The organism is Halomonas sp. Ps84H-12, assembly GCF_024124725.1.
Lineage (GTDB): Bacteria > Pseudomonadota > Gammaproteobacteria > Pseudomonadales > Halomonadaceae > Vreelandella > Vreelandella aquamarina.
On the sequence record NZ_JAMXSJ010000022.1, the window covers coordinates 37177 to 61572 of the forward strand.

Below are 24396 nucleotides of genomic sequence, written 5' to 3' on the forward strand. Positions count from 1 at the left end.
ACTCCTTGATTAATCGTTGAGCGCAGCCGCCGCTTCAACCAGTCCGGCGAGATTGAAACGCTCAGGCAGTTTACCGGCTACCGCCAGCTCAACGCGCTCGGCAATAGCATCAAGCGCCACTTGCTCAAGTACTTCACCAGCGAAGGCGAGGGTTAACAGGCCACGTGCAGTGGCTTCGTCGATACCCCGGGTACGCAGTGCGTAGATCGCATCCTCGTCCAACTGACCGGTGGTGGTGCCGTGGGAGCACTTCACGTCGTCGGCGTAGATTTCGAGCTCGGGTTTTGCGTCGATTTGCGCGCGATCTGACAGCAGCAGGTTCTGGTTGCTCTGGAAGCCTTCAATCTTCTGACTATCGCGCTTCACGTACACTTTGCCATTGAAGACACCGTGAGCGCGATCATCCAGAATGCCTTTGTAGTTCTCGTTCGAGAACGTCAGTGGCGCGTTGTGGTTCACCTTAGTGTGGTTATCCACGTGCTGGCGACCCTGGCCAAAGAACAGGCCGTAGAAGTTCGTTTCAGCGCCCTGACCGTTCAAGTCACTGACCAGGTCGTTGCGCACCAGCGCGCCACCCAAATTCAGGTTGTACGAGGTGTAGCGGCTGTCGCGGTTCTGCTCGACGTGAATGCTCGCTACGTGCAGGTCACCAATGGGTGCTTCCTGGAGCTTGTAGTGGTTCAAAATTGCCCCACGGTCCAGCATTAGCTCTGCCACGACGTTGGTAAAGTTGGCGGCATCCGCCTCACCCACGTAGTGCTCAATGAGGGTAGCTTCGCTACGCCCAGCGGCTTCGACCAAAATGCGCGGATGGCTCATCACCGGCGTCCCCGCACGAGACAGGAACTGCAGCAAAATGGGCTTTTCGACGACGGTGCCCGGCGCGATGCGCACCACTGCGCCCTCTTCCATAAAGGCGGTATTTAAAGCGGCGAACGTGGAGAAATCGACCCCGGTTAAACGCCCCAGCGGGCCGCCCACGGCTTCATGGTTCTCGGCCAGTGCCTTAGAGAGCGGCATCACCTGCACGCTGTCGGGAAGCGCATCGAGGTCCGATAGCGCTGCCGAAAACACACCGTCCACGAACGTCAGCCGGTAAGCATCCAGGGGCAGCGTGAGGGCAGCCGCCTGGGCCTGAGAGAACTCGGCGTTCTCTGCCAAGGCAAAGTTGCCCTGGGCGATGGCGCGAACATCGGTGTACTTCCACTCTTCGTCGCGGCGGGTCGGGAAGCCCATTGCTTCGAAGCGAGCCGCGCCCGCCTGGCGGCGAGCGGCGATCCAGGTAGGCTCTCCAGCGCGCTGTTGGCTACGCGTGGCTAGCGTGTCCAAAAACGTTTGCGTATCGCTCATGCCACGGACTCCTCAATGCCTTCGTAACCATTGGCCTCAAGCTCTTTGGCAAGCTCGGCATCGCCGGTTTTGACAATACGGCCATCGACCAGAACGTGGACTTTGTCCGGCACAATGTAGTCCAGCAGGCGCTGGTAGTGGGTGACCAACAGAATGGCGCGCTCTTCGGCACGCAGGCTGTTCACACCGTCCGCGACGACTTTCATGGCGTCGATATCGAGGCCAGAGTCGATTTCATCCAGCATGGCCAGCTTCGGCTGTAGTACCAACATCTGCAGGATTTCGTTACGCTTTTTCTCGCCGCCGGAGAAGCCTTCGTTCACTGCACGCTGCAGGAAGCTGGCATCCATTTTCATAAAGCCGAGCTTCTCTTTGACCAGCTTCATGAATTCCGGCGCGGGCATTTCGCCTTCACCACGCGCAGCGCGCTGAGCGTTAAGCGCAGACTTCAGCAGGTAAATGTTTTTTACCCCTGGGATTTCCACCGGGTATTGAAAACCTAGCAGCAGGCCCGCTTGGGCGCGCTCTTCGATTTCCATTTCCAGCACGTCCTTGCCTTCAAACGTGATGCTGCCTTGGGTCACTTCGTAGCCATCTTTACCAGCAATAACCGCTGACAACGTGGATTTACCCGCGCCGTTGGGGCCCATGATGGCGTGCACTTCACCGGCATTAATGGTGAGCGTCAGGCCTTTCAGAATCTCTTTGCCTTCGACGGTGACGTGTAAATCGTTAACTTGCAACATAGTGATCGCCTTTTAAATACTTGCGGGTCGCGAGTGCGACGCCCTAAAAATAAGTTGGGTGCCGGAGCGGTTAGCCCACCGCGCCTTCCAGAGTGACATTGAGCAGTGCTTCCGCTTCCACCGCGAACTCCATCGGCAACTCTTGGAAAACATCTTTACAGAAGCCATTCACAATCATGCTGACCGCATCTTCTTCTGAGATACCGCGGCTCTGGCAGTAGAAGAGCTGATCTTCACCGATTTTAGAGGTGGTGGCTTCGTGCTCAATGGTCGCGGTGCTGTTGCCAATTTCCTGATAGGGGAACGTGTGGGCACCACACTTGTCGCCAATCAGCAGCGAATCGCACTGGGTAAAGTTACGCGCGCCCTTGGCACGCGGCCCAATTTTGACCAAGCCACGGTAGGACTGGTCGCTCTTACCCGCTGAAATACCTTTGGCAACGATATAGGAGCGTGTACCTTCACCAATATGAATCATCTTGGTGCCGGTATCCGCTTGCTGGCGACCGTTCGTTACTGCAACAGAGTAGAACTCACCGATGCTGTCTTTACCGCGCAGCACGCAAGAGGGGTATTTCCAAGTAATCGCAGAGCCGGTTTCTACCTGTGTCCAACTGATGCGTGAACGCTCACCGCGGCAGTCGCCACGTTTGGTCACGAAGTTGTAAATACCGCCCTTACCCTCTTCGTCACCCGGGTACCAGTTCTGAACGGTGGAGTATTTGATGTAGGCATCATCCAGCGCTACCAGCTCGACAACCGCCGCGTGCAGCTGGTTCTCATCGCGCATGGGCGCGGTGCAGCCTTCCAGGTAAGAGACCTGGGCGCGGTCTTCACAGATCACCAGCGTACGCTCAAACTGGCCGGTGTTAGCCGCGTTGATGCGGAAGTAAGTCGACAGCTCCATCGGGCACTTGACGCCTTCCGGTACGAAGACGAACGAGCCATCGGTGAACACGGCAGAGTTCAGCGCAGCGAAATAGTTATCCGCTACCGGCACCACGGTACCCAGGTACTGCTTAATGAGATCCGGGTAATCGCGAATAGCCTCGGAAATGGAGCAGAAAATTACTCCCGCTTCCGCCAGCTCTTTTTTGAACGTGGTGGCAACCGATACGGAGTCGAATACCGCATCAACCGCGACACCGGCGAGCGCGGCACGCTCGTGCAGCGGAATACCCAGTTTTTCGTAGGTTTCCAGCAGCTTGGGGTCGACTTCATCCAGGCTCTGGGGGCGATCTTCTGGGCGCTTGGGCGCACTAAAATAGGAGATCTCTTGGTAATCGATGGGCGGATAGTTCAGGTGTGCCCAGGACGGCTCTTCCATCTTCAACCACTGACGGTAAGCGTCCAGGCGCCACTCCAGCATCCACTCCGGCTCGCCTTTCTTCTTGGAGATGAAGGCGATGGTGTTTTCATCCAGGCCAGGTGGCAGTGTGTCGCTTTCAATATCGGTTACAAAGCCATCTTTGTACTCGCGACGAACCAACTGTTCCATTTCTTCGCTTGCCATGGTGATACCCTCCGGGCAGTTGGGTGGCGAGGTTAGCTCGCCGTGAATAGGGTTAAATTGCCTAACGGTTTAAGCCGATGCCGCCGATAGGCTGATACTTTGAATCGGTAACTGTACGGGTAGCTTGATGGGCGCGGTGTCCGCCAAGTGAGCAAGCGTCACGCTTTCAAGCAGCGTGCGAATAGCCAACGATACCCGCTGCCAGTTATCTGCTACGCCACAAGTGGCGACCAGTTCACAGCCGCCTTCCGCTTGGCTGCACTCGGTCATGGCGACCGGCCCTTCAATCGCACTGATAATGTCGGCGGCAGTAATTTTCGAGGCGGGACGCGCTAAGCGGTAACCGCCTTGGGCACCGCGCTGCGACTCCAAAAGCCCTGCTTTCACCAGCATCTTAAGGGTTTTGCTCACCGTGGGATGGGGCAATTGAACCGCTTCTGCTAAGTCAGCCGCCGCATGCGACGCCTGGGGATGACGGGCAATTTGTGCCATCACCACAGCGGCATAATCTGTCAGCCGAGAAAGCTTGAGCATAGTCACTCCGTTTGCCGTCATCGTTCACCACGACTAATCCACAACGGCTCACTTACCACTACGCCATGCAGGAATGAGCCGTTGGCTTACCCGTTAATTGAGTACCATTTTAGTACTGTATAAATTTGATGTGAAGCCCTTCTGCAAAATCCTTATCAAATAGCGCGACTTCTTAGCACGTTCGCGGCTGATAACATCAAAAAAGCCAATCATTATCATTTAGGAAAACTATGACATGGACATAAAAAAGCCTGCTCGCAAGCGGCAGGCTGTCAGAAGGCGGGATTAAGAGGTGACTTTCTTGACGAACATGGACTTCAATTTCATAGGACCAATACCGTCGACCTTACAGTCGATGTCGTGATCGCCGTCCACCAATCGAATGTTTTTGACTTTGGTGCCTACCTTGACGACCGAGGAGCTGCCTTTAACCTTGAGATCTTTGATCACGGTCACCGAGTCACCATTGACGAGCAGGTTGCCGTTTGCATCACGAATGCCATCATCCAAGGCCGCTTCACTGGCGCTTGGCACTTTCGACCACTCGTGACCACACTCGGGGCAAACATACTGAAGGCCATCATCGTAGGTAAACTCAGAGGCACAGGTAGGACAGTTAGGCAGGTCACTCATTAAAGACTCCATCGCAGTAGACAGTCACGCAAACAGTAGCAAGCGACGGAGCCTACACGGCTTGAGCGCAATGCTCCAGCCTAATGCAGGTTTAGCCGCGCTGGTAAGTACCTACCAAGCGATTCATTCCCAGCAGATGGAGTTCCACGGCCTGGAGTAGCTCAGGCAGCGTTAACCCTTCTGGCAGTGACGTCTGCTTGTCCAGCGCCAGTACCCAGAAAGAAGTAGTAAAGGTGGCTACCATGCCCTTCCGACGCCCCCTCCCACACAAGCGCTGGGGAAACGTCTTCAGCCTCGCCCGTGTGCTTGGCAGGAATCGCATGATTTAGCGAAACTCTAATCGCGACGAGTGGCGTTCCCACCACTGCTGCGCAATTCGCCGATTTTCCGCATTCGCGTTAGGGTCTAATACGGAGGGCAATTGGATGTAGTCACCGTCCGTTTGAAACGTCACAAGCGGATCCTGTGTGGCGAGCTGAAGCGCGTATAGCACCAGCATCAACTCATAAGCGTCATCGGTGTGTAATCTCGAGAACAACAGCGGCACTGCCGGCAGGCCGATGTCGCCTAGACGCTCGGCGGCGATGTACCAGGGCCTTGGGTTATCGGGGCCTCCATACTGGCTGACAAACCGGCGATCCGCCAGGCGGCTGACGTAATAAGCGGCCTCTTCTTCTGGGCTCACCTGCAGTGGCGGCGCCCAATCATCGGCGCGCCCCACGGGAGATGGCTGGGCTATCTGCGCGCTAGGCACTGTCGCTACTTGATTGACGGCAGGGGCCGCCGAGCGCTCGTTATCGGCAGGCGGGCGTGATGGGCCGGCACACCCTGCTAATAACAGCGTTAATGAACAAAGACTGGCGATCCCTATCGTTTTGGCCTGCTGACGCATGACGCGATTCCCTTTTTGATCGTTCAACACGGAACACCCTATCCCATACGCGGTTTGAAAGCGTTTGATTGGTTTGCCCTAAGGCCTCTAGGCTGTGTCATTAAGTGCCTACAGTGTGGCACCTCTTGAACTTACCGCCAATTGCCTGAAGACATCCTCATGAAACGCTTATTAATCGTCGCTCACTCCCCCTCCATCAATACCCGCGCCTTGAGCGAGGCCGTACAGCGAGGTGCAGAACATGAGGATATCGAGTCAGTGACGTGCATCGTCAAAACGCCTTTCGACGCAGGACCGACGGACATCCTCGATTGTGACGGTATCGTATTGGGCACTACCGAAAACCTAGGCACCATGAGCGGCGCGCTAAAGGACTTTTTCGACCGCAGCTACTACGGCGTACTGGAAGAGAAGCAGGGCCTGCCCTGCGCACTCTACATCCGCGCGGGCCATGATGGAACGGGTACTCGTCGGGCAGTGGAAAGTATCGTTACGGGACTACGCTGGCGCTGGGTGCAGGACCCTCTGATTTTTCGCGGCGAGTGGCAAGAGGCGTTTATCAGCCAAGCCGAAGAGCTGGGCATGACCCTTGCTGCTGGGTTGGACAACGGATTGTTTTAACGTCTTGAAACAAAAAACGGCACCGCTCAGGGTGCCGTTTTCATTACGGGGAAGAGCGCGTATTACTTCAAACGCTCGAACACCGTGGCAACCCCTTGCCCCATGCCAATACACATGGTGGCTAGGCCCAGGGTGGTATCGCGCTGCTGCATGACGTTCAGCAGCGTCGTGCAAATGCGCGACCCGGAGCAGCCTAACGGGTGACCCAAGGCGATGGCACCGCCATGCAGGTTCACTTTTTCGTCCATGGCGTCCAGGAAGCCGAGGTCTTTCAACACCGGCAGCCCCTGCGCGGCAAATGCCTCGTTCAGCTCGACGGTTTGAATATCCGCTGCAGACAAGCCAGCCGCTTTCAAGGCTTTCTTGGACGCGGGTACCGGACCATACCCCATAATAGATGCATCGCAGCCTGCGACACCGGTCGAGAGCACTTTGGCAATCGGCTCCAGCCCCAGCGCCTGGGCACGCTCGTAGCTCATCACGGCCATGGCGGAAGCGCCCACTGAAAGCGCTGACGAAGTGCCCGCCGTCACGGTACCGTTACGCGGATCGAAGACCGGCTTCAGGTTCGCCATGGATTCCAGGCTGGCATCGGCGCGAATCACCTCATCGTTTTTCACTAGCACTTTGAAGCCACGCTGGTCGTGACCTTCGACGCCGATGATCTCATTATCGAAGTAGCCCTTCTCCATCGCCGCTTGTGCACGTTGATGCGAACGGACACCGAACTTGTCCTGATCTTCGCGGGAAATACCGTGCATTTTACCCAGCAGTTCCGCCGTGAGCCCCATCATCATGGCGGCTTTGGCCGCGTATTTACTCGCCGCCGGATTCACGTCGACGCCGTGAGCCATCGGTACGTGCTCCATGTGCTCAACACCGCCGATCACGTAAAAATCACCCATGCCCGCCTTAATGTTTGCAGCAGCAATATGCAGTGCGGTCATCGAAGAGCCGCAGAGGCGGTTCACCGTTTGGGCAGGCACCGTACGAGGAATACCGGTCATGATCGCCGCGTTGCGAGCGATGTTCATGGACTGCTCTAGTGTCTGATTGACGCAGCCCCAGATCACGTCGTCTACTTCCGACGGATCCAGATTAGGGTTTCGGGTAAACAGCGCCTGCATCACGGCAGCGGAGAGGTTTTCGGCACGCACGTTGCGGAAGGCGCCGTTTTTCGCTTTCGCCATGGCGGTACGAACACCGTCAACCACCACGATATCTCTCGGATTCAAACTCATCTTATTTCTCCTGTGGGTGGTGACTTAGGCCTGAGCGTTTGCCGTGGTGCCAGCGTAGAACTGCTCGTTATTCTGTGCCATAGCACGCAGCTTCTCGGTGGGTGCATAAAGCGGCCCCAGCTCTTGTGCTAAACGGTCGGCCAGCGCAACAAACTCGGCTACGCCCAGCGCGTCGATGTAGCGCAGCGCACCGCCACGGAAGGGAGGGAAGCCAATGCCGTAAATCAGCGCCATATCAGCTTCTGCGGGCGTATCGACAATGCCATCTTCCAAGCAACGCACAGTCTCAAGGCACAGCGGCACCATCATGCGAGCAATGATGTCCTCATCCGAAAACTCTTTTTGCTCTTTCACCACTTCTTTTACTAGTGCGTAAGCCTGCTCGTCGCTGACTTTCTTAGGCTTACCCTTCTTATCTTCTTCGTAGGCGTAGAAGCCTTTGTCGTTCTTCTGACCCAGGCGCTTGTTATCGTACATCACTTGAATAGCGGTTTTGCCTTCACGTGCCATACGATCCGGGAAGCCTTCGGCCATCACCTCGTTGGCGTGCACGGCGGTATCCATGCCGACGACATCCAGCAGGTACGCCGGGCCCATGGGCCAGCCAAACTTCTCCATGACTTTATCGACGCGCTGGAAGTCGGCACCCTGCTCGACCAGGAAGCTAAAGCCACCGAAGTAAGGGAAAAGCACACGGTTGACCAGGAACCCAGGGCAGTCATTCACCACGATGGGGGTTTTACCCATGGCCCGGGCATAAGCCACGGTTGCGGCAACGGCGGCGTCCGAGGTTTTCTCGCCACGAATGACTTCCACCAGCGGCATGCGGTGCACGGGGTTGAAGAAGTGCATGCCACAGAAATTTTCCGGGCGCTTCAGGTTCTTAGCCAGACGGTTAATCGAAATGGTCGACGTGTTGGAAGTCAGAATCGTGTTCTCACTTACCTTGTCTTCTACTTCGGTCAACACGGCGTCTTTGACGTTGGGGTTCTCGACCACCGCTTCTACGACCAAATCGACATTACCGAAATCGCCGTAAGAGAGCGTTGGACGGATGTTAGAGAGTTTTTCGGCCATCTGCTCGGTGGTGAGCTTTTTACGCTCTACCTGTTTAGAGAACAGCTTGCGCGCCTCTTTCAGGCCTAGCTCGATGGCATCGTCCTTGATGTCTTTCATCAGGATGGGCGTACCCTTGCTGGCACTCTGGTAGGCGATACCCCCGCCCATGATGCCAGCACCCAACACGGCGGTTTGCTTGACTGGCTGCGCCTGCTTCTCGTATTTGCTGCCTTTCTTTTTAACGACTTGGTCGTTAATGAACAGACCTACCAAGTTGAAGGCAACGCTGCTCAGCGCGAGCTTGGCGAACGACTTGGCTTCAATGGCCTGCGCGCGGGCGCGGGTCTCACCGGCGCCCTTTTGAATCACTTTGATGGCTTCAACCGGGGCGGGATAGTGCGGGCCCGCTTTGCCAGCGACGTATCCTTTAGCGGTTTCGAACGCCATCATTTGTTCGATGGCGTTGAGTTTGAGCGGTGATTTTTTCTCTTCGCGACGAGCGTGATAATCCAATTCGCCTGCATTGGCGCGGTCGAGGATATCCAGTGCCGCCTCTTCCAACTGTTCGTGGGCAACAGCCGCATCCACAGCACCCACTTTAAGTGCTGCATCTGCGCGGTTTTCAGTGCCACCCGCAATCCACTCAACGGCGTTATCGGCACCAATCAGGCGCGGCAGGCGCACGCAGCCACCCCAACCCGGCAGAATGCCCAGCTTGGTTTCTGGCAGGCCAATTTTGGCCTTCTCGCTCATCACGCGGAAATCGGTGGTCAGCAGCACTTCGCAACCGCCGCCCAGCGCCAACCCGTTGATCGCCGTCACGGTGGGGAAAGGCAGGTCCTCAATCGCATTGAAGATGTCGTGAACCTTGAGGTTCATCTCCACCAGATACTCTTCGCCCTTGTCGAACAGGCTGTGGAATTCGGTGATATCAGCACCGACGATAAAAGCATCTTTGCCACTGCGTATCATCAGCCCTTTCAAACCACTTTCGGCCTGAATCGCTTTTACCGCATCGCCCAGCCCTGCCATAACGGCGCTGGATAGCTTATTGACGGACTCATCTTTCAAATCGAAAGTGAGCATTGCGATGTCATTGCCACCCAGGGTGTCACGACGCTCCACCGTGATGGCATTGCCTTGATAGATCATGCGCGCTCTCTCCACAAGTTCGGGCTGGCACGCCGTTGACGAGCCTGCCACGCATTTCATACGGTCGTTTGATTGCCTTAGCTTGGTTGAGTTACGCCAGTACGTCAAGCCCTGACTTTTGGCTAATCCGCTTGCTTGATAGACACCTTTCTAAATGCACACATTTCTTACGCTTTTTTAGCGCATAATGGCGTAACACATCGACTTTACCCGCTATCCCAACGATCATATCCGTTTCATTGACGAGTTTTTAACGCTATGGGGACACTCTTAACTCCCGCCCGCATGGAAGCACTGCAAGAGCGCGTCGAAAGGATCGTAGAGCGCCTAAAGCCCTGGAGTTGGCTCTGGCCGCCCATGGCGTTTGCGGCCGGATTAGGCAGCTTTTTCCGGCTCTTCGACGTTGGGTGTGGAATTCGCCCCCTGAGCTGGGCCAGAATATGACCTCCACAGCGGCAGGAGGTATGACATGGACGGCACCCAGATTCTAACACTCGGCCTGGGCTTGGAAGCGCCCTGGATCCTCAAGAACCAGTACCTGGATACCGCCGTGTCGCCCCACCGCCTGGACCTCTATGTCGAGGCGGAGCGAGGCAGTCTCTATCCCTGCCCAGAATGTGGTAAGGCCTGCCAAGCTCATGACTTTGCCGACAAAACCTGGCGGCATCTGAACTTCTTTCAGCATCACTGTTACCTGCATGCTCGCGTGCCGCGCACGAAGTGTCCTGACCATGGCGTCAAGCGCATAGAGGTGCCCTGGGCCCGGCCGGGCAGCGACTTTACCCTGCTGTTCGAGCAAGCGGCCATGTCACTGGTCAAGGAGATGCCGGTACTGGCCGTCTCCCGCCAGTTGGAGATTTCCGACAAACGACTATGGCGCATCGTGCACCACTACGTTGGCCGCATGTTGGGGGAACTGGATCTGTCCAAGGTGGTGACGGTCGGCGTGGACGAAACCGCCTCCCGGCGCGGTCATCGCTATGTCACGGTGTTCCTCGACATGCAGCGCAAGCGGGAACCGGTTATCTTTGCCGTCCCAGGCTGCGGCAAGGATGCCATCCAGGCTTTCAGCGCCTTCCTGGCGGCCCATGGCGGCGACCCGAATAATGTGGTCGAGGTCGTCTGCGATATGTCGCCAGCCTTCCTTAGCGGCGTGACCGAGCACCTTCCCAAGGCCGAGGTAACGGTCGACTGGTTCCATATCGTACAGACCTTCACCAAGCGGCTGGACGAGGTACGCAAGAAAGAGCGCCGGGAGCAGGGGCACCCCAAGTCGCTGCGCTGGGCCCTGCTGAAGAACCTGGATAACAAGAACCTGACACCCAAACAGCTTTCGGCGCTCCAGGAGTTGGTGGCCGATCAGAGCGCCACGGCCGATGCCTGGGTGATCAAGGAGAAGCTACGCTGGATCCAGAAGGCTCCAACGCCCAGAGCGGCTCGGTGGCGCATCACGAACTACCTCAAGGTCATGCAGGCGGCGGTGTCTGAAAAGTCACTGCTGAAGCCGATGGGGAAAGCCCTGGCGACGCTTGAGCGGCACGCCGACACGGTGGTCAGACGCTGGCTCTCGGGACTGACGAACGCAAGACTGGAAGGAATGAATGGTCTGTTCCAAGCGGCTCGGTCACGAGCACGTGGCTACCGGAACGAGGCCAACTTTATCGCCATGATCTACCTGATTGGGAGCCCGGTGGGCCGCCTATTCGATCAGGCCAAATCCACGTGAAGTGACGAAGAACCCTTTTTCCTCGTTGATCGCCAACAGTGGCTGGGGGCTGCTCTAGCACTGGGGCTGCTGTTTGCTTGGCTACTGCTATTATCCGAAAGTTTGATTGGCCGCTGGCTGGCCCATCGCGGTCATCCGACGCTGCCGAAAGGCATTACCGCTTTTATCGCTCAAATGATTCACCAGGAGACGCTGTTTTTTACCTTGCCGTTTATTCTGGTGACCACCGTGTGGAACAGCGGCCAAGCGCTATTCGCGCTGTTGGTGATTGGCATGGCCGTGTGGTCAATTATCGATCCGCTCTACTACAAGCTCGCTGGGCGCTGGCGCAGTCTCTATTTTATGTTTCATGCCCAGTGTGTGTTCTTGGTACTACTGGTCATTCTACCCATCATGGTGCACCTCACCACGGGACAGAGCCTACTGTTAGCATTGGTATTAACTGTTTTAGTGGCTCTACCTAGCTTTTGGCATTTATTGAAAAAGCGCTCCCTCGCGCGCTGGCTAGGCTTTTTTGCACTAACCGTGGTGCTGGCTTATGGGGCATGGCTTGGTCGCGTGTGGGTACCGCCCGCTAGCCTCTGGATGACCAGCACAGCGCTATCCCCAGCGTTTGATATACAGCAGCGCACACCTCAAGGCACCATGGTATTGACGCCTGATGCTATCCGCAGTAATGGGCTGTATGTGTATACCGCTATTCGTGCGCCTCGCGGATTAAGCGAAACTATCTACCATACCTGGCACCATAACGGTGCAGAGATGGACACCGTAGAGCTGGCGATTAACGGCGGACGCGAACAGGGTTACCGAGCATGGAGCCACAAACAGAATTTCCCGCAAGACCCTTCAGGGGAGTGGCGCATTGATATTATGACGGACGGTGGCCAGCGGCTGGGCCTAATTCGGTTTACTGTGTCGGAAGATGCTGACAAGGCAACCGTCGCCGATAGCACCATTCAGCCTAGCGGGCTGAGCGCGCTTAATTTACGTCGTTTTATCCCTGGAAAGAACGGCACTCAAAGCGATTCATCAGAGCCGGAGTAGCAGAACACCTTGCATTCAGCGACGCAGCTTATGACAATTCGTTCACTTACACTTTTCGGCAGTTAGTTACCTATGGCATCAACAATTGGTTTTCGTATTGCTCGTTTGCCCCATCTGTGGCGCTCGATCCTCGATCGCAGGCTGGCACCATTAGGGCTGACCCAAACCCGGTGGGTGACTCTGTACCATCTTTGGAAACTGGGGGAAGGCAATCCTCAGTGTGATTTGGCGCGCGCGATCGGTGTCGAGGCGCCGTCGCTGGTGCGTACTTTAGGACAGTTGGAGGCGCAAGGTCTGGTCGAGCGTCGCGCCTGCGATAACGATCGACGCAGCAAACGGCTCTATCTTACTCCAGCCGCCATGCCGCTCCTGGAGCAGATCGATAGTGTGGTACTGGCTGCGCGTCAGGAGATGCTAGCAGGCTTGAGCGAACAGGACCTGGACCAGTTGGATAAGTGGCTTGCGCTGATCGAATCCAACGGTCTGGCGATTCAGGCAAGGGATCAAGATAGCCCCACAGCCTAATCATTAGACGTTTCTTTGTTCCACGCCATCTGGCGCTAGCGGTTTGGCAGGTGGATGGTCTGAAAGGCCGCTCAACGCCTTCTTGAGAGGTTCGATATCCGCCAAATAGCGCGTAAACCGCTCGGCGGTTTGTGATTCCCACCACCATAGCGTCAGCGAATGGGTGTTAGATTCCAATACCAACGCATCCTGGGGCAGACGCTCTAACAGAGTTCGTAAGTGTGTGCTGGCCATATCGGGCAAGGGACGCAGCGGCGCAATGCGCCAGCGCCAACCCGCGTGAAAAGGCTCCAAAGCGTCACTAGCGTTGGAGTCACGTACCAGTACAAAATCAGGCCCAGGCGCCTGTTGCGGGTAGTGCCAGCGATACGCGGGCATCGTGCCTCTAAAGTGATGGAGCGGCGGTTTGGCCATTTTGACCGTCACCCCCTGACGCGCTGCGCAGGAGCGCAGCGCCATCTGGCGCTTTTGACGCGGGCTTGGTTTTAACCACATGACTGGCGCAATCACAAACATCAGAATAAAAACGATGATCAACCATTCCATTGCAACGCTTACCCTCTTTTCGTCAAACTCAACTCGCAATATTTAAAAACTATGACCTAGGTCGTTGTTAAGATTCATTTTCAGACCTAAAGTAAAGGTATCGAACAAGAGCCTTTCTGTGTGCCACATCACCAAGGAGATACGCCATGAGCTATCGCCATATCCTGGTCGCCGTCGACTTAACCAAAGACTCTCACAAAATCCTTGAGCGTGCGGTGGCGATTGCCGAGCGCAACAACGGCGCGAAAATTTCGATCATGCACACTCTGGAACCCTTGGGATTCGCCTACGGCGGCGATATTCCTATGGATCTTACCAGCATCCAGGACCAGCTAGATGAGCATGCCAAGAAGCGCTTAGCGGAGATCGCCGCGCCTCACGTCGAGGCTGCTGACCAGCATGTAGTGGTAGGTATGCCGGACACGGAGATTCACCGCTTTGCCGAAGAGCACGACGTTGACCTCATCGTGGTCGGCTCCCATGGCCGTCACGGCTTTGCTTTGCTGCTTGGCTCCACCTCTACTGGCGTATTACGCGGCGCTCAGTGCGACGTTTTAGCCGTTCGTGTGGGCAAAAAAGGTGAAAAAAGCGACGAATAGCTTTTTTAACGGTAAAGGCCCCACCCGGGGCCTTTAGCATATAACAGCGCTAGCTATTCGCCATTGGCCATTGCTTCAAGCTCCATCCAACGCTCCATCGCCACTTCCAGTGCCTGCTGAACCTTCTCTAGCGCTTGCAGTTTAGCCGTCACAGCGGTGGCCTCCTGCTGATAAAACGCCGGGTCGCCAATCTCCTGCTCAAGCGTCTCTACGTCCCCCTCTAAGCGTTCAATCTCAGCGGGCAGCGCATCTAGCTCACGCTGTAGTTTGTAAGAGAGCTTAACAGCTTTTTTGGCCGGTTCAGCCGCTGGGGCTGGCGCAGCTTTTTTAACGGCCTCGCTGGTGGGTTCTGTGTGCTGGCGTGCAGCACCTTCCCACGGTGCAGGGGGTAACTTACCGCCCTGGCGAATCCAGTCGGTATAGCCGCCCACGTATTCACGCACGCGCCCTTCACCTTCGAAGGCCAGCATGCTGGTCACCACGTTATCCATGAAGGTTCGGTCGTGGGAAACCAGAAGCAGCGTGCCATCAAAATCTAACAGCAGCTCTTCAAGCAGCTCCAACGTTTCCATGTCTAGGTCGTTGGTGGGCTCATCCAGCACCAGTACGTTAGCAGGCTGAGTAAACAGCTTGGCTAACAGCAGGCGATTGGACTCGCCCCCGGATAGCGCTTTCACTGGCTGACGCACGCGATCTGGGGTGAACAAGAAATCCTGCAGATAGCTCATCACATGGCGGTCTTTACCACCCACGCTGACTCGGTCGCTACCTTGGGCGACGTTATCGTAAACCGTTTTTTCCAGCTCAAGCCCGGCACGTAACTGGTCGAAATAGGCCACTTTGAGATTAGTACCTAACTGTACGCTGCCTTCGGTAGGGGCTAGCTCGCCAAGCAATATTTTCAACAGCGTGGTTTTACCGGCACCGTTACGCCCCAAGAAGCCGATGCGGTCGCCACGCATCACTTCCAGGTTCACATTACGCAGGATCACCTCATCACCAAAGCGCTGTGTCACGCCTTTGAGCTCGACCACCCGCTTACCGGTGCGCTCGCCACTATCCACCGTAAGATTGGCGGTGCCTTGACGCTCGCGCCGTTGGCTGCGCTCATTGCGCATGGCTTCTAGCGCGCGGACGCGCCCTTCGTTACGGGTACGGCGCGCTTTGACCCCCTGGCGGATCCAGGCCTCTTCCTGAGCGAGCTTTTTATCGAACAATGCATTCTCGCGCGATTCGACCTCCAGCTCGTGCTGTTTGCGCTCTTGATACTCGCTGTAGACACCGGGATAACGCCCGAGCTTCCCGCGATCAAGCTCTAAAATATTCGTCGCTAGTTTCGATAAAAACGCCCTATCGTGGGTGATCAGCAGCACCGCGCCGTTGAAGGCGAGCAGCTGCTCCTCCAGCCACGCGATGGTGTCCAGGTCTAAATGGTTGGTCGGCTCGTCCAGCAGCAGTAGGTCCGGCTCGGAAACCAGCGCACGGGCCAGCGCCACCCGACGACGCCAGCCGCCGGAAAGCGCGCTCATCTCCGCTTCGGGTGGCAAACCCAGTCGTGTGAGCACGACATCGATACGCTGATGAAACGACCAGCCGTCAATGGCCTCGAGCCGCGTCTGCAGCGTCGCCATGCGGTTCATGTCCGGGTCAGGATCGTTGATCAGGTGTTGATATTCCGACAGCAGCTCACCTGCTTCGGGCAGTCCCTGGGCCACCATATCGAAGATGGTCATCCCCGAGGATTCGGGAAGCTCCTGAGCCAGCACACCGACTTTCAAACCGGGGGCGCGCCAAATGGTGCCATCATCCGGCTGAATATCGCCCGCTACGAGCTTGAGTAGCGTGGATTTACCGGTGCCGTTGCGTCCGACCAGCGCCAGCCGCTCGCCTCTTTCAACCGTCAGGTCGGCGCGATCGAGCAGTACTTGGGTGCCGTAAGCGAGTTGCAGCTGTTCGAGTCGTAACAGGGTCACGCAGTGTCCTCCTTCGTCGTGAGGCGCACAGTGTAACGCATGCTTCCGAATTACGATGCCCCCTTGTAGAGCCAAGCGAGACAACGTGCTAACGTCATAGGCTAATTAACAACAATAAAGCGGTGTTGAAAAACGCTGGTAAGGTGAAATCACCGTGACAGTGACAGTCTCCATGCATTTTGTTAATGAGTTATTTCGTGGCCTAACCGCTGCGGGGCAACCACCCACCCGCTATTTAGAACAAGCAGGCATTTCACCCTTTTTACTCACTGCCCCTAATGGGCGCGTCACCGTTGAGCAATTTGCTGAGCTCTACCGCCTGCTGGCCGTTGAGCTAGACGATGAAACACCGCGTTTTTTCTCACGCCCTTTACGCTGTGGAACCCTCAAGCTGCTGTGCTTAAGTATGCTGGAAGCGCCTACCCTGCAGGTCGCCCTGCATCGCTACACCCAGTTTTTTCGTATACTTCTGGATGATTTTGGCTACAGCTTTACGATTGAAAACGACTTGGCGCGTCTGGCGCTAGAAGAGCATGCGCCGCTGCAAGGCAGCCGCATTTTAGTCCATGAGCTGATGCTAAAACTTTTCCACGGCATCGCTTCCTGGATGATTGCTCGCAAGATACCGCCCGTTTTAATGGAGTGCAGCTACCCGCAGCCCGCCCACAGCGCCGACTACCTCTATTTTTATCCGGGAAAAGTGAAGTTCGACCAGCCACAAACGGCTGTTTACTTCGACAAGTCGCTCTTAGAACACCCTATTCGGCAAACAAAGCAGCATTTGGGGGCTTTTTTACAACGAGCACCGGCGGATTGGTTTTATGTCTCGTTTGAAGACCGCTTAGCCACCCACCGGGTGAGAGAGCACCTCAGCCGTCACTTGCCGGAGGCGTGTACCGTTCAAGAGGTTGCCGAGGCGCTGCATGTCTCTGTTCGGACACTATCGAGGCATTTACAACTAGAGGGTACGCGCTTTCAAGCCGTTAAGGATGAGTACCGGCGTGACTACGCTATTCAAGCGCTGACCCGAAGCCAGCGGACGCTATCTTCCATTGCAGAAACGCTTGGCTTTGAGGACTTAGCCTGCTTTAGCCGCGCCTTTAAGCAGTGGACAGGTAACTCCCCTGCCGCCTACCGTAAAGCACAGGCGACAAGGTGAGAGGTTCGCGCTTATATCTCGGTACGAATGCGCTTTTTATCTAGCTTGCCGACGCTGGTTTTGGGGATTTCATCGACGATACGAATCAGAGAGGGAACGCCCCAACGGTTGAGTTTACCTTGCGCCACAAACTGTTCCATAAAGCCCTGAATAGCCTCTACGGTAGGCGGCTGTTTGAGATCACTGGGCACCACCAGCGCGGCCGGGCGCTCTCCCCACTTATCATCTGCCACGCCTATCACCGCCACTTCGGCAACACCCGGACACTGGCTGATATAACTTTCCAGCTCCAATGAGGACAGCCACTCGCCGCCAGTTTTAATTACATCTTTAATACGGTCGCTAATCGCTAGGAAACCATGCTCATCCAGAGAACCCACATCTCCGGTATGCAGCCAGCCATCTCGCCACAGCTCCTCACTACGCGCTTCTTCTTTATAGTAAGCCTGAGTTAACCACGGGGCTTGGACACGCACCTCCCCGACGCTTTTGCCATCGTGGGGGAGCGGCTGTCCGTCAACATCGACCACCTGCAGCCTTACAAACGGCACCGGTAGCCCTGCTTTACAGCGCCACGGCAACTGGCTTTCAAAATCAGCTTCGGCGACCTCTTTGGGTAAAATATCAGCCGTGAGCAGCGGGCACGTTTCCGACATACCATAAGCACTGCGGGTATCGACCCCCAACGCCCAGGCACGACTTGCCAATGCCTGAGTCAGTGCGCTGCCGCCGACCAAGACTTTCCAACCGGTTAAATCCACCTTCTTCGACGCTATCGCCTCGGCACTAACGACCATATTAAGCAGCGTCGGCACGCAGTGAGAAAAGTCGACCTTTTCGCTGACCAGCAGCTTCACCAGCATCTCAGGCTCGTATTTGCCCGGATACACCTGGGTCGCCCCTAACAGCGTAGCCGTATAAGGGACTCCCCAGGCGTGAACGTGGAACATCGGCGTAATGGGCATATACACCTTATCTCGGTTCAGCAGCTCAAAACCGGGGGCTTGAAACGTGCTGGCCTCGCCTAACGTGTGCAACACAAGCTGTCGGTGGGTAAAAAACACCCCTTTAGGATTACCCGTTGTGCCGGTGGTGTAGAACAGCGTGGCCACGCCATTTTCATCAAAAGAGGGGAAGTCGTAGTGGCTTGGTTGCTCAGCCAGCAGCGTTTCAAACTCCCCCACCAGGGGTAGCGGCGTAGCCACCTCCTGCGGTGCTTCCTGGCAGAGTAGGTAACCGCGAATGTTAGGCAGTTGATGCGCTAGCGGTTCCAGCAGGGGCACAAAGTCTTCATGCACCAGCACAAAGACATCTTCTGCGTGCTCCATGGTGTAAAGAATCTGTTCGGGTGCTAAACGGACGTTCACCGTATGCAGCACCGCACCAATCATGGGGATGGCGAAAAAGCACTCCAAATAACGGTGGCTGTCCCAATCCAGTACGGCCACCACGTCTCCAGCCTGAACGCCCTGTGAGGTCAGTAGGTGGGCCAACTGATGGACCCGCTCTTGAAATCGGCGGTAGTCGTGACGGCTTTGATCGCGATACACAATTTGATTGTTGCCCGCCATGCGCACACCGGACTCCAGCAGATCCTTGATCAGCATGGGAGGGTTGGTGGCAGAGGACGTAGAAGGAAGCAGTTTTGGCGTTATCGTCGACATAAGACATACCTTTGATTGTTGTTAGATACCTGGGTGGCTTAGCGCTCGATCAATAGCGCGATACCTTGCCCACCGCCAATGCAGAGCGTAATAAGCCCATAGCGCCCCTGAATACGCTCCAGCTCATGCAGCGCTTTCAAGATTAAGATAGCGCCTGTCGCCCCCACGGGGTGGCCAAGAGCAACCGCCCCGCCATTGGGATTTAACTTTTCCAATGGAAAACCAAGCGTCGATGCCACCGCCATCGCTTGGGCCGCAAACGCTTCATTGGATTCAATCACATCGATATTGTTGATCGTAAGCCCTGCCTGCTGAAGGCAGCGCTTGACTGCGGGAATAGGCCCTAACCCCATTAACGATGGTTCGACCCCCGCCGTGGTGGCCACCCGCAGCCGAGCACGTACCGTTAGCCCACGCGCCTGTGCCTCTTCGGCATGAGCCAAGACCAGCGTTGCCGCGCCATCATTAATACCCGAGGCGTTGCCAGCCGTGACCACGCCATCGCGTTTGAACGCAGGTTTCAGACGCGCTAAATCGCCAAGTTCAACGCCCTCGCGGACATGCTCATCACGAGCAAAGGTCAGCGTTTGCTTCCCCTTCGTCACCCCAACTGGAACAATTTGAGTATCAAAACGCCCTTCTGATATAGCCCGCGCTGCTTTTTGGTGGCTATCGAGGGCGAACTGATCCAACTGCTCGCGACTCAGCCCGTACTGCTGAGCAATATTTTCAGCGGTAATCCCCATATGGCCACTGCCGAACGGGTCGCTAAGCACGCCAAGGGTTAAATCTTGAATGGAGCAATCCCCCATACGGATGCCATTACGCGCCTGGGGGGCTAACACATAGGCACCACGGGACATGGTTTCGGCACCGCCTGCTAAGGCAAGTCGGCTGTCGCCTAAGGCAATTTGCTGCGCAGCTGACACCACTGCTTGCACACCGGAGCCGCACAGCCGATTGACATTAAAGGCACCGGCTTCTTTTGGTACACCTGCATTGAGCGCAATATGGCGGGCCAAATAGGCATCTTCAGGGCCGGTGGTGATAATATGACCGTACACAGAGTGGTCAATGTCATTGCCCTCCACCCCTGCTCGGCGCAGCGCTTCTATGGCCGTAAGGGTACCTAGCTCATGCGGGGCAAAGGATGACAGCGCCCCACCAAAAGCGCCGATGGCCGTGCGTGCACCACCCACAATGACTACGCTATCCAGCTGCATATATGCTCCTTGTTAACAATACTCAGGCCATTGCATTACGGGGCCTTGCCCAGCAGCGAACGCGCGATCACCTCTTTCATGATCTCGGAGCTGCCGGCGTAAATCGTTTGTACCCGTGCATCCAGATAAAATCGTGAAATGGGGTACTCCTGGGTGTAGCCGTAGCCACCAAACAGCTGCAAGCAGCGATCAATCGCATGGCACTGCAGTTCGCTCAGCTGTAACTTGAGAATAGCCGCATCGGTGCTACTCATGGTGCCTTGTCGGTACCGTTCGACACACTGTTCAAAATAGGCTCTTGCCATTTCAAGCTGGGCTTTAATCTGCGCCAGCGTAAAGCGGGTATTTTGAAAGTCGGCGATTCGCTGGCCAAAGGCTTCCCGCTGGCTGACGTACTCAAGCGTTAGCGCTAGCGCACCTTCTATCGCCCCCAAAGCTTGGGCACCCACGCCCAAACGCTCCCGGGGCAGCTCTTGCATGAGGTAGCGAAACCCTTCGCCCTCTTCACCTAATAGCGCATTAGCAGGCAGTTTCAGTTGATCAAAAGCCAGCTCCGCCGTGTCGCTAGCGTGCTGGCCAATTTTTTTGATCGGCTTACCACGAGAAAAGCCGGGCAACGTGGTGTCCACTAAAAACAGCGAAACCCCTTTTGCGCCAGCGTAGGGGTCTGTTTTCGCGCACACGATAACCAGGTCGGCTACCTGACCATTGGTGATGAACAGTTTGCTACCGTTGAGCAGCCAACCATCGTCTATACGCGTGGCTCGGGTTTTCATCGCCGCTAAATCACTGCCTGCGTGGGGTTCGCTCATGGCAATCGCTCCTAAGCAATCACCTTGCGCCATGCGCGGCAGCCATGTCTCTTTCTGTTCAGGCGACCCCAAGCTCTGCACATAGGGCATGACGATATTGGCGTGAATGTTGTAGGCACTGGCAAGGCCACCAAAACCTTGGCGAGATATCTCCTCCAGCGCGAGCTGGGTGACAGCAATGTCGGCCCCTGAACCGCCATACGCTTCCTCTAGATCAATGCCTAACAGTCCAGCGGCACCCAGCGCCTTCCATAAAGAACGCGGTATTTCTCCTGCGTCCTCCCACTGCGGGTAAAACGGCGCCACTTCCTGTGCTAAGCAGCGGGTAATCATGGTGTGAAAAAGCGCGTGTGTCTGCTCGTCCATCATGACTCCTTAAACTCTTGGCGCAGGTGGCGCTTTAAAATTTTCCCTGCCGTGCTTTTAGGCAACGCGTCAGTAAAGACTATCCGTTTAGGCACTTTATAGGGCGCCACAATGCTTTTGGTGTGATGAATCAGTTCCTGCTCGCTCGCCTCCTGCCCCTCTTTCAGCACCACCACTGCCGTAATCGCTTCAATCCACTTCTCATCCGGAAGGCCTATCACGGCGACCTCAGCAATCGCCGCGTGCTTAAACAGCGCCTCTTCCACTTCGCGGCTGGCCACCAACACACCGCCGGTGTTAATCACGTCTTTAATGCGATCAACAATGTATAAATAACCTGCCTCGTCGACATACCCCACATCGCCTGAGTGAAACCAACCGCCTTGAAACGCTTCAGCGGTCATCTCGGGCTTATCCCAGTAACCCACCATGAGTTGCGGCGAGCGATGAACAATTTCACCGTGTTCACCGGGGGCAACATCGTTTCCCTCTAAATCAACAATACGCGTCTCTACGGTGAGGATCGGGCGGCCCGCCGATGCCGGGCGCTCTGCATGCTCTTCTGGTCGCAGGACGGTCGCTAGGGGGGCTATTTCGCTTTGACCGTAGCAGTTGTACAGCCCGACACCGGTAAAGCGCTGCTGCATTTCTTCAAGTACTGGCACCGGCATAATAGAGGCACCGTAATAGGCTTTTTTCAGGGTAGAGAGGTCGTGCTGGCCGAACTGCGGATGGCGTAAGAGGCTAATCCATACCGTCGGCGGTGCAAAAAATGAGGTAATCTGGTGCTGAGCAATGGCGGCTAAGCAGCTGTCTGGCATTGGCGCTTCCAGGAGAATAACCGGGGCACCAAGCAGTAACGCGGGCATCAAAAACACGTGCATTTGTGCCGAGTGGTAAAGCGGCAACGCGGCCAACATCGCCTCACTGCTTTTAATATCCAGCTCTACCATGCACGCCATATACTCTGCCATTAACGCCTGATGGCTCATCATCGCGGCCTTGGGCGCGGCGGTCGTACCCGAGGTGTAGAGCAGCTGGGCAAGGCTACTCCCCTCTAGCGCCACGTCGGGCTCATTCCTGGAGTGGGACGACCCAACGCTGGCTAATACGTCGAAGGTGCTAGGCTCAACAGCATGCAAGGTGCCATTCACCGTCAGTGTGATTGACTGAGTGGCCTCGCGCACTTTGTCAGCAAGTGAGGCGTCACTCAGCACTCCCTTGGCGCCTGACTGCTGCAAAATGTAGCCAAGCTCCTCACTGCTCAGGGCAAAGTTGACCGGGACATGCACCAGCCCAGCCTTAACCGCTGCCAGCCAAGCAATCACATAGGCGTCTGAGTTTTTTCCGTATACCGCTAGTCGGTCACCCGGGACAAGCCCCGCCTCTAAAAGAGCGTTAGCCACTTGGTTAGCGGCCAAGTTGAGGGCTTGATAGCTCCATGAACGGTCAGCAAAGCGAAGCGCAAGCTGCTGGGGGTATTTGCGAGCGCTGCGGTTAAGCGCAGCGCCAATGGTATTACGGTGGATAGAGTTGGTAAGCGTCATGCTAAGTCCTTGTTGTTATGGTCTAAAAGGCTTCAGCGATGAATTAACCCGTTACCAATGGACAGACACTTTCTGACAGCGGCCGGAACGCTTCCTCTGCTGGGATAGTGCGCACGACGCGGAAAAGGTCATCTGCATCGGCCGACTCTTCTGGCGTTTTCACTTCGACGAGATACATATCATGCACCATACGGCCGTCTTCACGGATATAGCCATTTTTGGCAAAAATATCGTTAATCGGCGTCTCGGCCATCTGCTGTCGCACCGTCTGTGTATCGTCGGTACCCACCGCTGCAATGGCCTCTAGATAGTGGCGCGTGCTGGAATAAATCCCGGCGTGAACCATGGTCGGCATGCTGCCTGTGCGCTCACGAAAACGTTCTGCCCAGGCCCGGGTCTCTTCGTTAAGGTCGTAATACCAGGCCTTGGTAAACTGAAGTCCTTGCGCATTCTCAAGACCAATACTGCGGATATCGGTACTAAACAGCACCATACCTGCCAGCACCTGACCGGCCTGCGTAATACCAAACTCACCCGCTGTTTGTACGGCGTTAATGGTGTCGCCACCGGCATTGTTTAAGGCAATGACATCCGCTCCAGAGGCTTGCGCTTGTAACATGAACGATGAGAAATCGTTATTGGGGAATGGATGGCGAGCGCGGCCTACAATGGTTCCGCCATTTTCAGTCACTACACGTTCAACGTCCGCTTCTAGCGCATGCCCAAAAGAGTAGTCAGCGCTGAGTAGGTACCAGTTTTTATAGCCCTCTTGCGTAATCGCTTTGGCGGTACCATTGGACATTGCCCAGGTGTCGTAAACCCAGTGGATATGATTAGGCGAGCAGTGCTCATTGGTAACACCGGATGAAACCGCGCCATTCACTAGGCCCAGCTTATCGGCCTCTTGCAACAAACTTACTGCCGCTAATGTGACCGATGACGCCACCAAGCCTGAGACCATGTCGACTTTGCGCTCATCGATCCATTCACGTACGACGCTAGAGCCGACATCGGGACTATTTCGGTCATCGGCACTAAAGACAACGATATTGGCACCCTGCACGCTACCGCCAACATCTTCTATCGCCATATGAATGGCATCTTCGCCAAGCGGGCCGATGGGGTCACGGTAAACGCCTGACATATCAGCCAAATAGCCAATCCGAATCTCATTATCAGAGATGCCTTCATTGGCCGTTACTTGAGGCACGTAGACCGCTGTAAGCACCACTGCGGATAGTGCTGTCATTGCGAAGCGACGTGATAGCTGCATGATATATACCTGTCTATTGTTGTTATTAAGCCAGTATTTACTGTGCATTTATGCGATGAACCACCTGCATAGTAAAAGTAAACACTCGGCTTCTGTTTACCTAACAAGCCAGTTTTTTTGCAATTCGTGCCATTCGTACTGTATGTGAACGGTAGGAGCATTAGTGGTTGTGGGCCGCCAGCGTTACAATAGCGC

21 protein-coding genes and 2 pseudogenes are annotated in these 24396 nt (G+C 55.8%); 7 read left to right on the forward strand and 16 right to left on the reverse strand.

The annotated features are described in order from the left end of the window. Window positions 1–9: 9 nt before the first annotated feature. The 7 genes and pseudogenes from sufD to NH344_RS11710 all read right to left on the reverse strand — a co-directional run bounded on the left by sufD (window position 10) and on the right by NH344_RS11710 (window position 5668). Window positions 10–1350: a Fe-S cluster assembly protein SufD gene (sufD, locus tag NH344_RS11680; protein WP_058578311.1), complete on the reverse strand. Its 1341-nt coding sequence runs from the start codon at window positions 1348–1350 to the stop codon at window positions 10–12. Next, window positions 1347–2096 (reverse strand): Fe-S cluster assembly ATPase SufC, encoded by a 750-nt coding sequence (gene sufC / locus NH344_RS11685; RefSeq protein WP_044629764.1) that lies wholly within the window; start codon window positions 2094–2096, stop codon window positions 1347–1349. The genes sufD and sufC overlap by 4 nt, the downstream gene beginning before the upstream one ends. Window positions 2097–2166: 70 nt before the next feature. Beyond that, entirely contained in the window at window positions 2167–3609 is a 1443-nt protein-coding gene (gene sufB / locus NH344_RS11690; RefSeq protein WP_074210746.1) for a Fe-S cluster assembly protein SufB, read from the reverse strand. 69 nt (window positions 3610–3678) lie between these two features. Then, complete coding sequence (locus NH344_RS11695) at window positions 3679–4143, reverse strand: SUF system Fe-S cluster assembly regulator (RefSeq protein ID WP_054641091.1); 465 nt, start codon at window positions 4141–4143, stop codon at window positions 3679–3681. Window positions 4144–4428: 285 nt separating this feature from the next. Then, window positions 4429–4776 (reverse strand): zinc ribbon domain-containing protein YjdM, encoded by a 348-nt coding sequence (locus NH344_RS11700; protein WP_253027935.1) that lies wholly within the window; start codon window positions 4774–4776, stop codon window positions 4429–4431. A 91-nt stretch (window positions 4777–4867) separates the two neighbouring features. After that, a pseudogene (locus tag NH344_RS11705) lies at window positions 4868–5141 on the reverse strand (hypothetical protein). Further along, a complete protein-coding gene (locus NH344_RS11710; RefSeq protein WP_253027936.1) occupies window positions 5102–5668 on the reverse strand; it encodes a hypothetical protein in 567 nt (188 codons plus the stop codon). Before NH344_RS11710 ends, NH344_RS11705 begins: the two are co-directional and overlap by 40 nt. Before the next feature lie 159 nt (window positions 5669–5827). On the opposite strand from NH344_RS11710, the gene NH344_RS11715 reads away from it, so the two are divergent. Then, a complete protein-coding gene (locus NH344_RS11715; RefSeq protein WP_139528436.1) occupies window positions 5828–6289 on the forward strand; it encodes an NAD(P)H-dependent oxidoreductase in 462 nt (153 codons plus the stop codon). A 62-nt stretch (window positions 6290–6351) separates the two neighbouring features. On the opposite strand, the gene fadA is transcribed toward NH344_RS11715, so the two are convergent. Both fadA and fadB read right to left on the reverse strand, forming a co-directional pair. After that, on the reverse strand, window positions 6352–7530 hold the full coding sequence (gene fadA, locus NH344_RS11720) for an acetyl-CoA C-acyltransferase FadA (RefSeq protein ID WP_044629769.1): 1179 nt from the start codon (window positions 7528–7530) through the stop codon (window positions 6352–6354). Window positions 7531–7554: 24 nt separating this feature from the next. Beyond that, window positions 7555–9741 carry a fatty acid oxidation complex subunit alpha FadB gene (gene fadB / locus NH344_RS11725; protein ID WP_253027937.1) on the reverse strand — a complete coding sequence of 729 codons (2187 nt, stop codon included), beginning with the start codon at window positions 9739–9741 and terminating at the stop codon, window positions 7555–7557. Between the two features lie 285 nt (window positions 9742–10026). On the opposite strand from fadB, the gene NH344_RS11730 reads away from it, so the two are divergent. From NH344_RS11730 to slyA, 4 genes and pseudogenes are all read left to right on the forward strand, one after another. After that, window positions 10027–10185, forward strand: coding sequence for a DUF5924 family protein (locus NH344_RS11730; RefSeq protein ID WP_253027953.1), 159 nt, complete (start codon window positions 10027–10029; stop codon window positions 10183–10185). A gap of 25 nt (window positions 10186–10210) precedes the next feature. Then, window positions 10211–11467 carry an ISL3 family transposase gene (locus tag NH344_RS11735; RefSeq protein WP_172415914.1) on the forward strand — a complete coding sequence of 419 codons (1257 nt, stop codon included), beginning with the start codon at window positions 10211–10213 and terminating at the stop codon, window positions 11465–11467. A 15-nt stretch (window positions 11468–11482) separates the two neighbouring features. After that, window positions 11483–12514 (forward strand): annotated as a pseudogene (locus NH344_RS11740) (DUF5924 family protein); the annotation flags it as partial. 72 nt (window positions 12515–12586) lie between these two features. After that, the gene (gene slyA / locus NH344_RS11745; protein ID WP_139528432.1) at window positions 12587–13039 is read left to right on the forward strand and encodes a transcriptional regulator SlyA; all 453 of its coding nucleotides are present in this window, start codon (window positions 12587–12589) and stop codon (window positions 13037–13039) included. A gap of 3 nt (window positions 13040–13042) precedes the next feature. Here the strand turns inward: slyA and NH344_RS11750 are convergent, their stop codons facing one another. After that, entirely contained in the window at window positions 13043–13585 is a 543-nt protein-coding gene (locus tag NH344_RS11750) for a preprotein translocase subunit YajC (RefSeq protein ID WP_253027938.1), read from the reverse strand. 146 nt (window positions 13586–13731) lie between these two features. Between NH344_RS11750 and NH344_RS11755 the strand changes: the two genes are divergently transcribed. Next, complete coding sequence (locus tag NH344_RS11755; RefSeq protein ID WP_044629774.1) at window positions 13732–14184, forward strand: universal stress protein; 453 nt, start codon at window positions 13732–13734, stop codon at window positions 14182–14184. 53 nt (window positions 14185–14237) lie between these two features. On the opposite strand, the gene NH344_RS11760 is transcribed toward NH344_RS11755, so the two are convergent. Next, on the reverse strand, window positions 14238–16157 hold the full coding sequence (locus tag NH344_RS11760; protein WP_253027939.1) for an ATP-binding cassette domain-containing protein: 1920 nt from the start codon (window positions 16155–16157) through the stop codon (window positions 14238–14240). Window positions 16158–16311: 154 nt separating this feature from the next. On the opposite strand from NH344_RS11760, the gene NH344_RS11765 reads away from it, so the two are divergent. Continuing rightward, on the forward strand, window positions 16312–17316 hold the full coding sequence (locus tag NH344_RS11765; RefSeq protein ID WP_253027940.1) for an AraC family transcriptional regulator: 1005 nt from the start codon (window positions 16312–16314) through the stop codon (window positions 17314–17316). An 11-nt stretch (window positions 17317–17327) separates the two neighbouring features. Here NH344_RS11765 and NH344_RS11770 read toward each other — a convergent pair whose 3' ends face one another. From NH344_RS11770 to NH344_RS11790, 5 genes are read right to left on the reverse strand one after another with little or no spacing between them, the layout of a single operon-like run. Next, the gene (locus NH344_RS11770) at window positions 17328–18980 is read right to left on the reverse strand and encodes a fatty acid--CoA ligase (protein ID WP_253027941.1); all 1653 of its coding nucleotides are present in this window, start codon (window positions 18978–18980) and stop codon (window positions 17328–17330) included. 38 nt (window positions 18981–19018) lie between these two features. Then, complete coding sequence (bktB, locus tag NH344_RS11775) at window positions 19019–20203, reverse strand: beta-ketothiolase BktB (protein WP_253027942.1); 1185 nt, start codon at window positions 20201–20203, stop codon at window positions 19019–19021. A 35-nt stretch (window positions 20204–20238) separates the two neighbouring features. After that, window positions 20239–21381 carry an acyl-CoA dehydrogenase family protein gene (locus NH344_RS11780; RefSeq protein ID WP_253027943.1) on the reverse strand — a complete coding sequence of 381 codons (1143 nt, stop codon included), beginning with the start codon at window positions 21379–21381 and terminating at the stop codon, window positions 20239–20241. Beyond that, on the reverse strand, window positions 21381–22928 hold the full coding sequence (locus NH344_RS11785) for a fatty acyl-CoA synthetase (protein WP_253027944.1): 1548 nt from the start codon (window positions 22926–22928) through the stop codon (window positions 21381–21383). Before NH344_RS11785 ends, NH344_RS11780 begins: the two co-directional genes overlap by 1 nt. Before the next feature lie 43 nt (window positions 22929–22971). After that, on the reverse strand, window positions 22972–24201 hold the full coding sequence (locus tag NH344_RS11790; RefSeq protein ID WP_253027945.1) for an ABC transporter substrate-binding protein: 1230 nt from the start codon (window positions 24199–24201) through the stop codon (window positions 22972–22974). Between the last annotated feature and the right edge of the window lie 195 nt (window positions 24202–24396).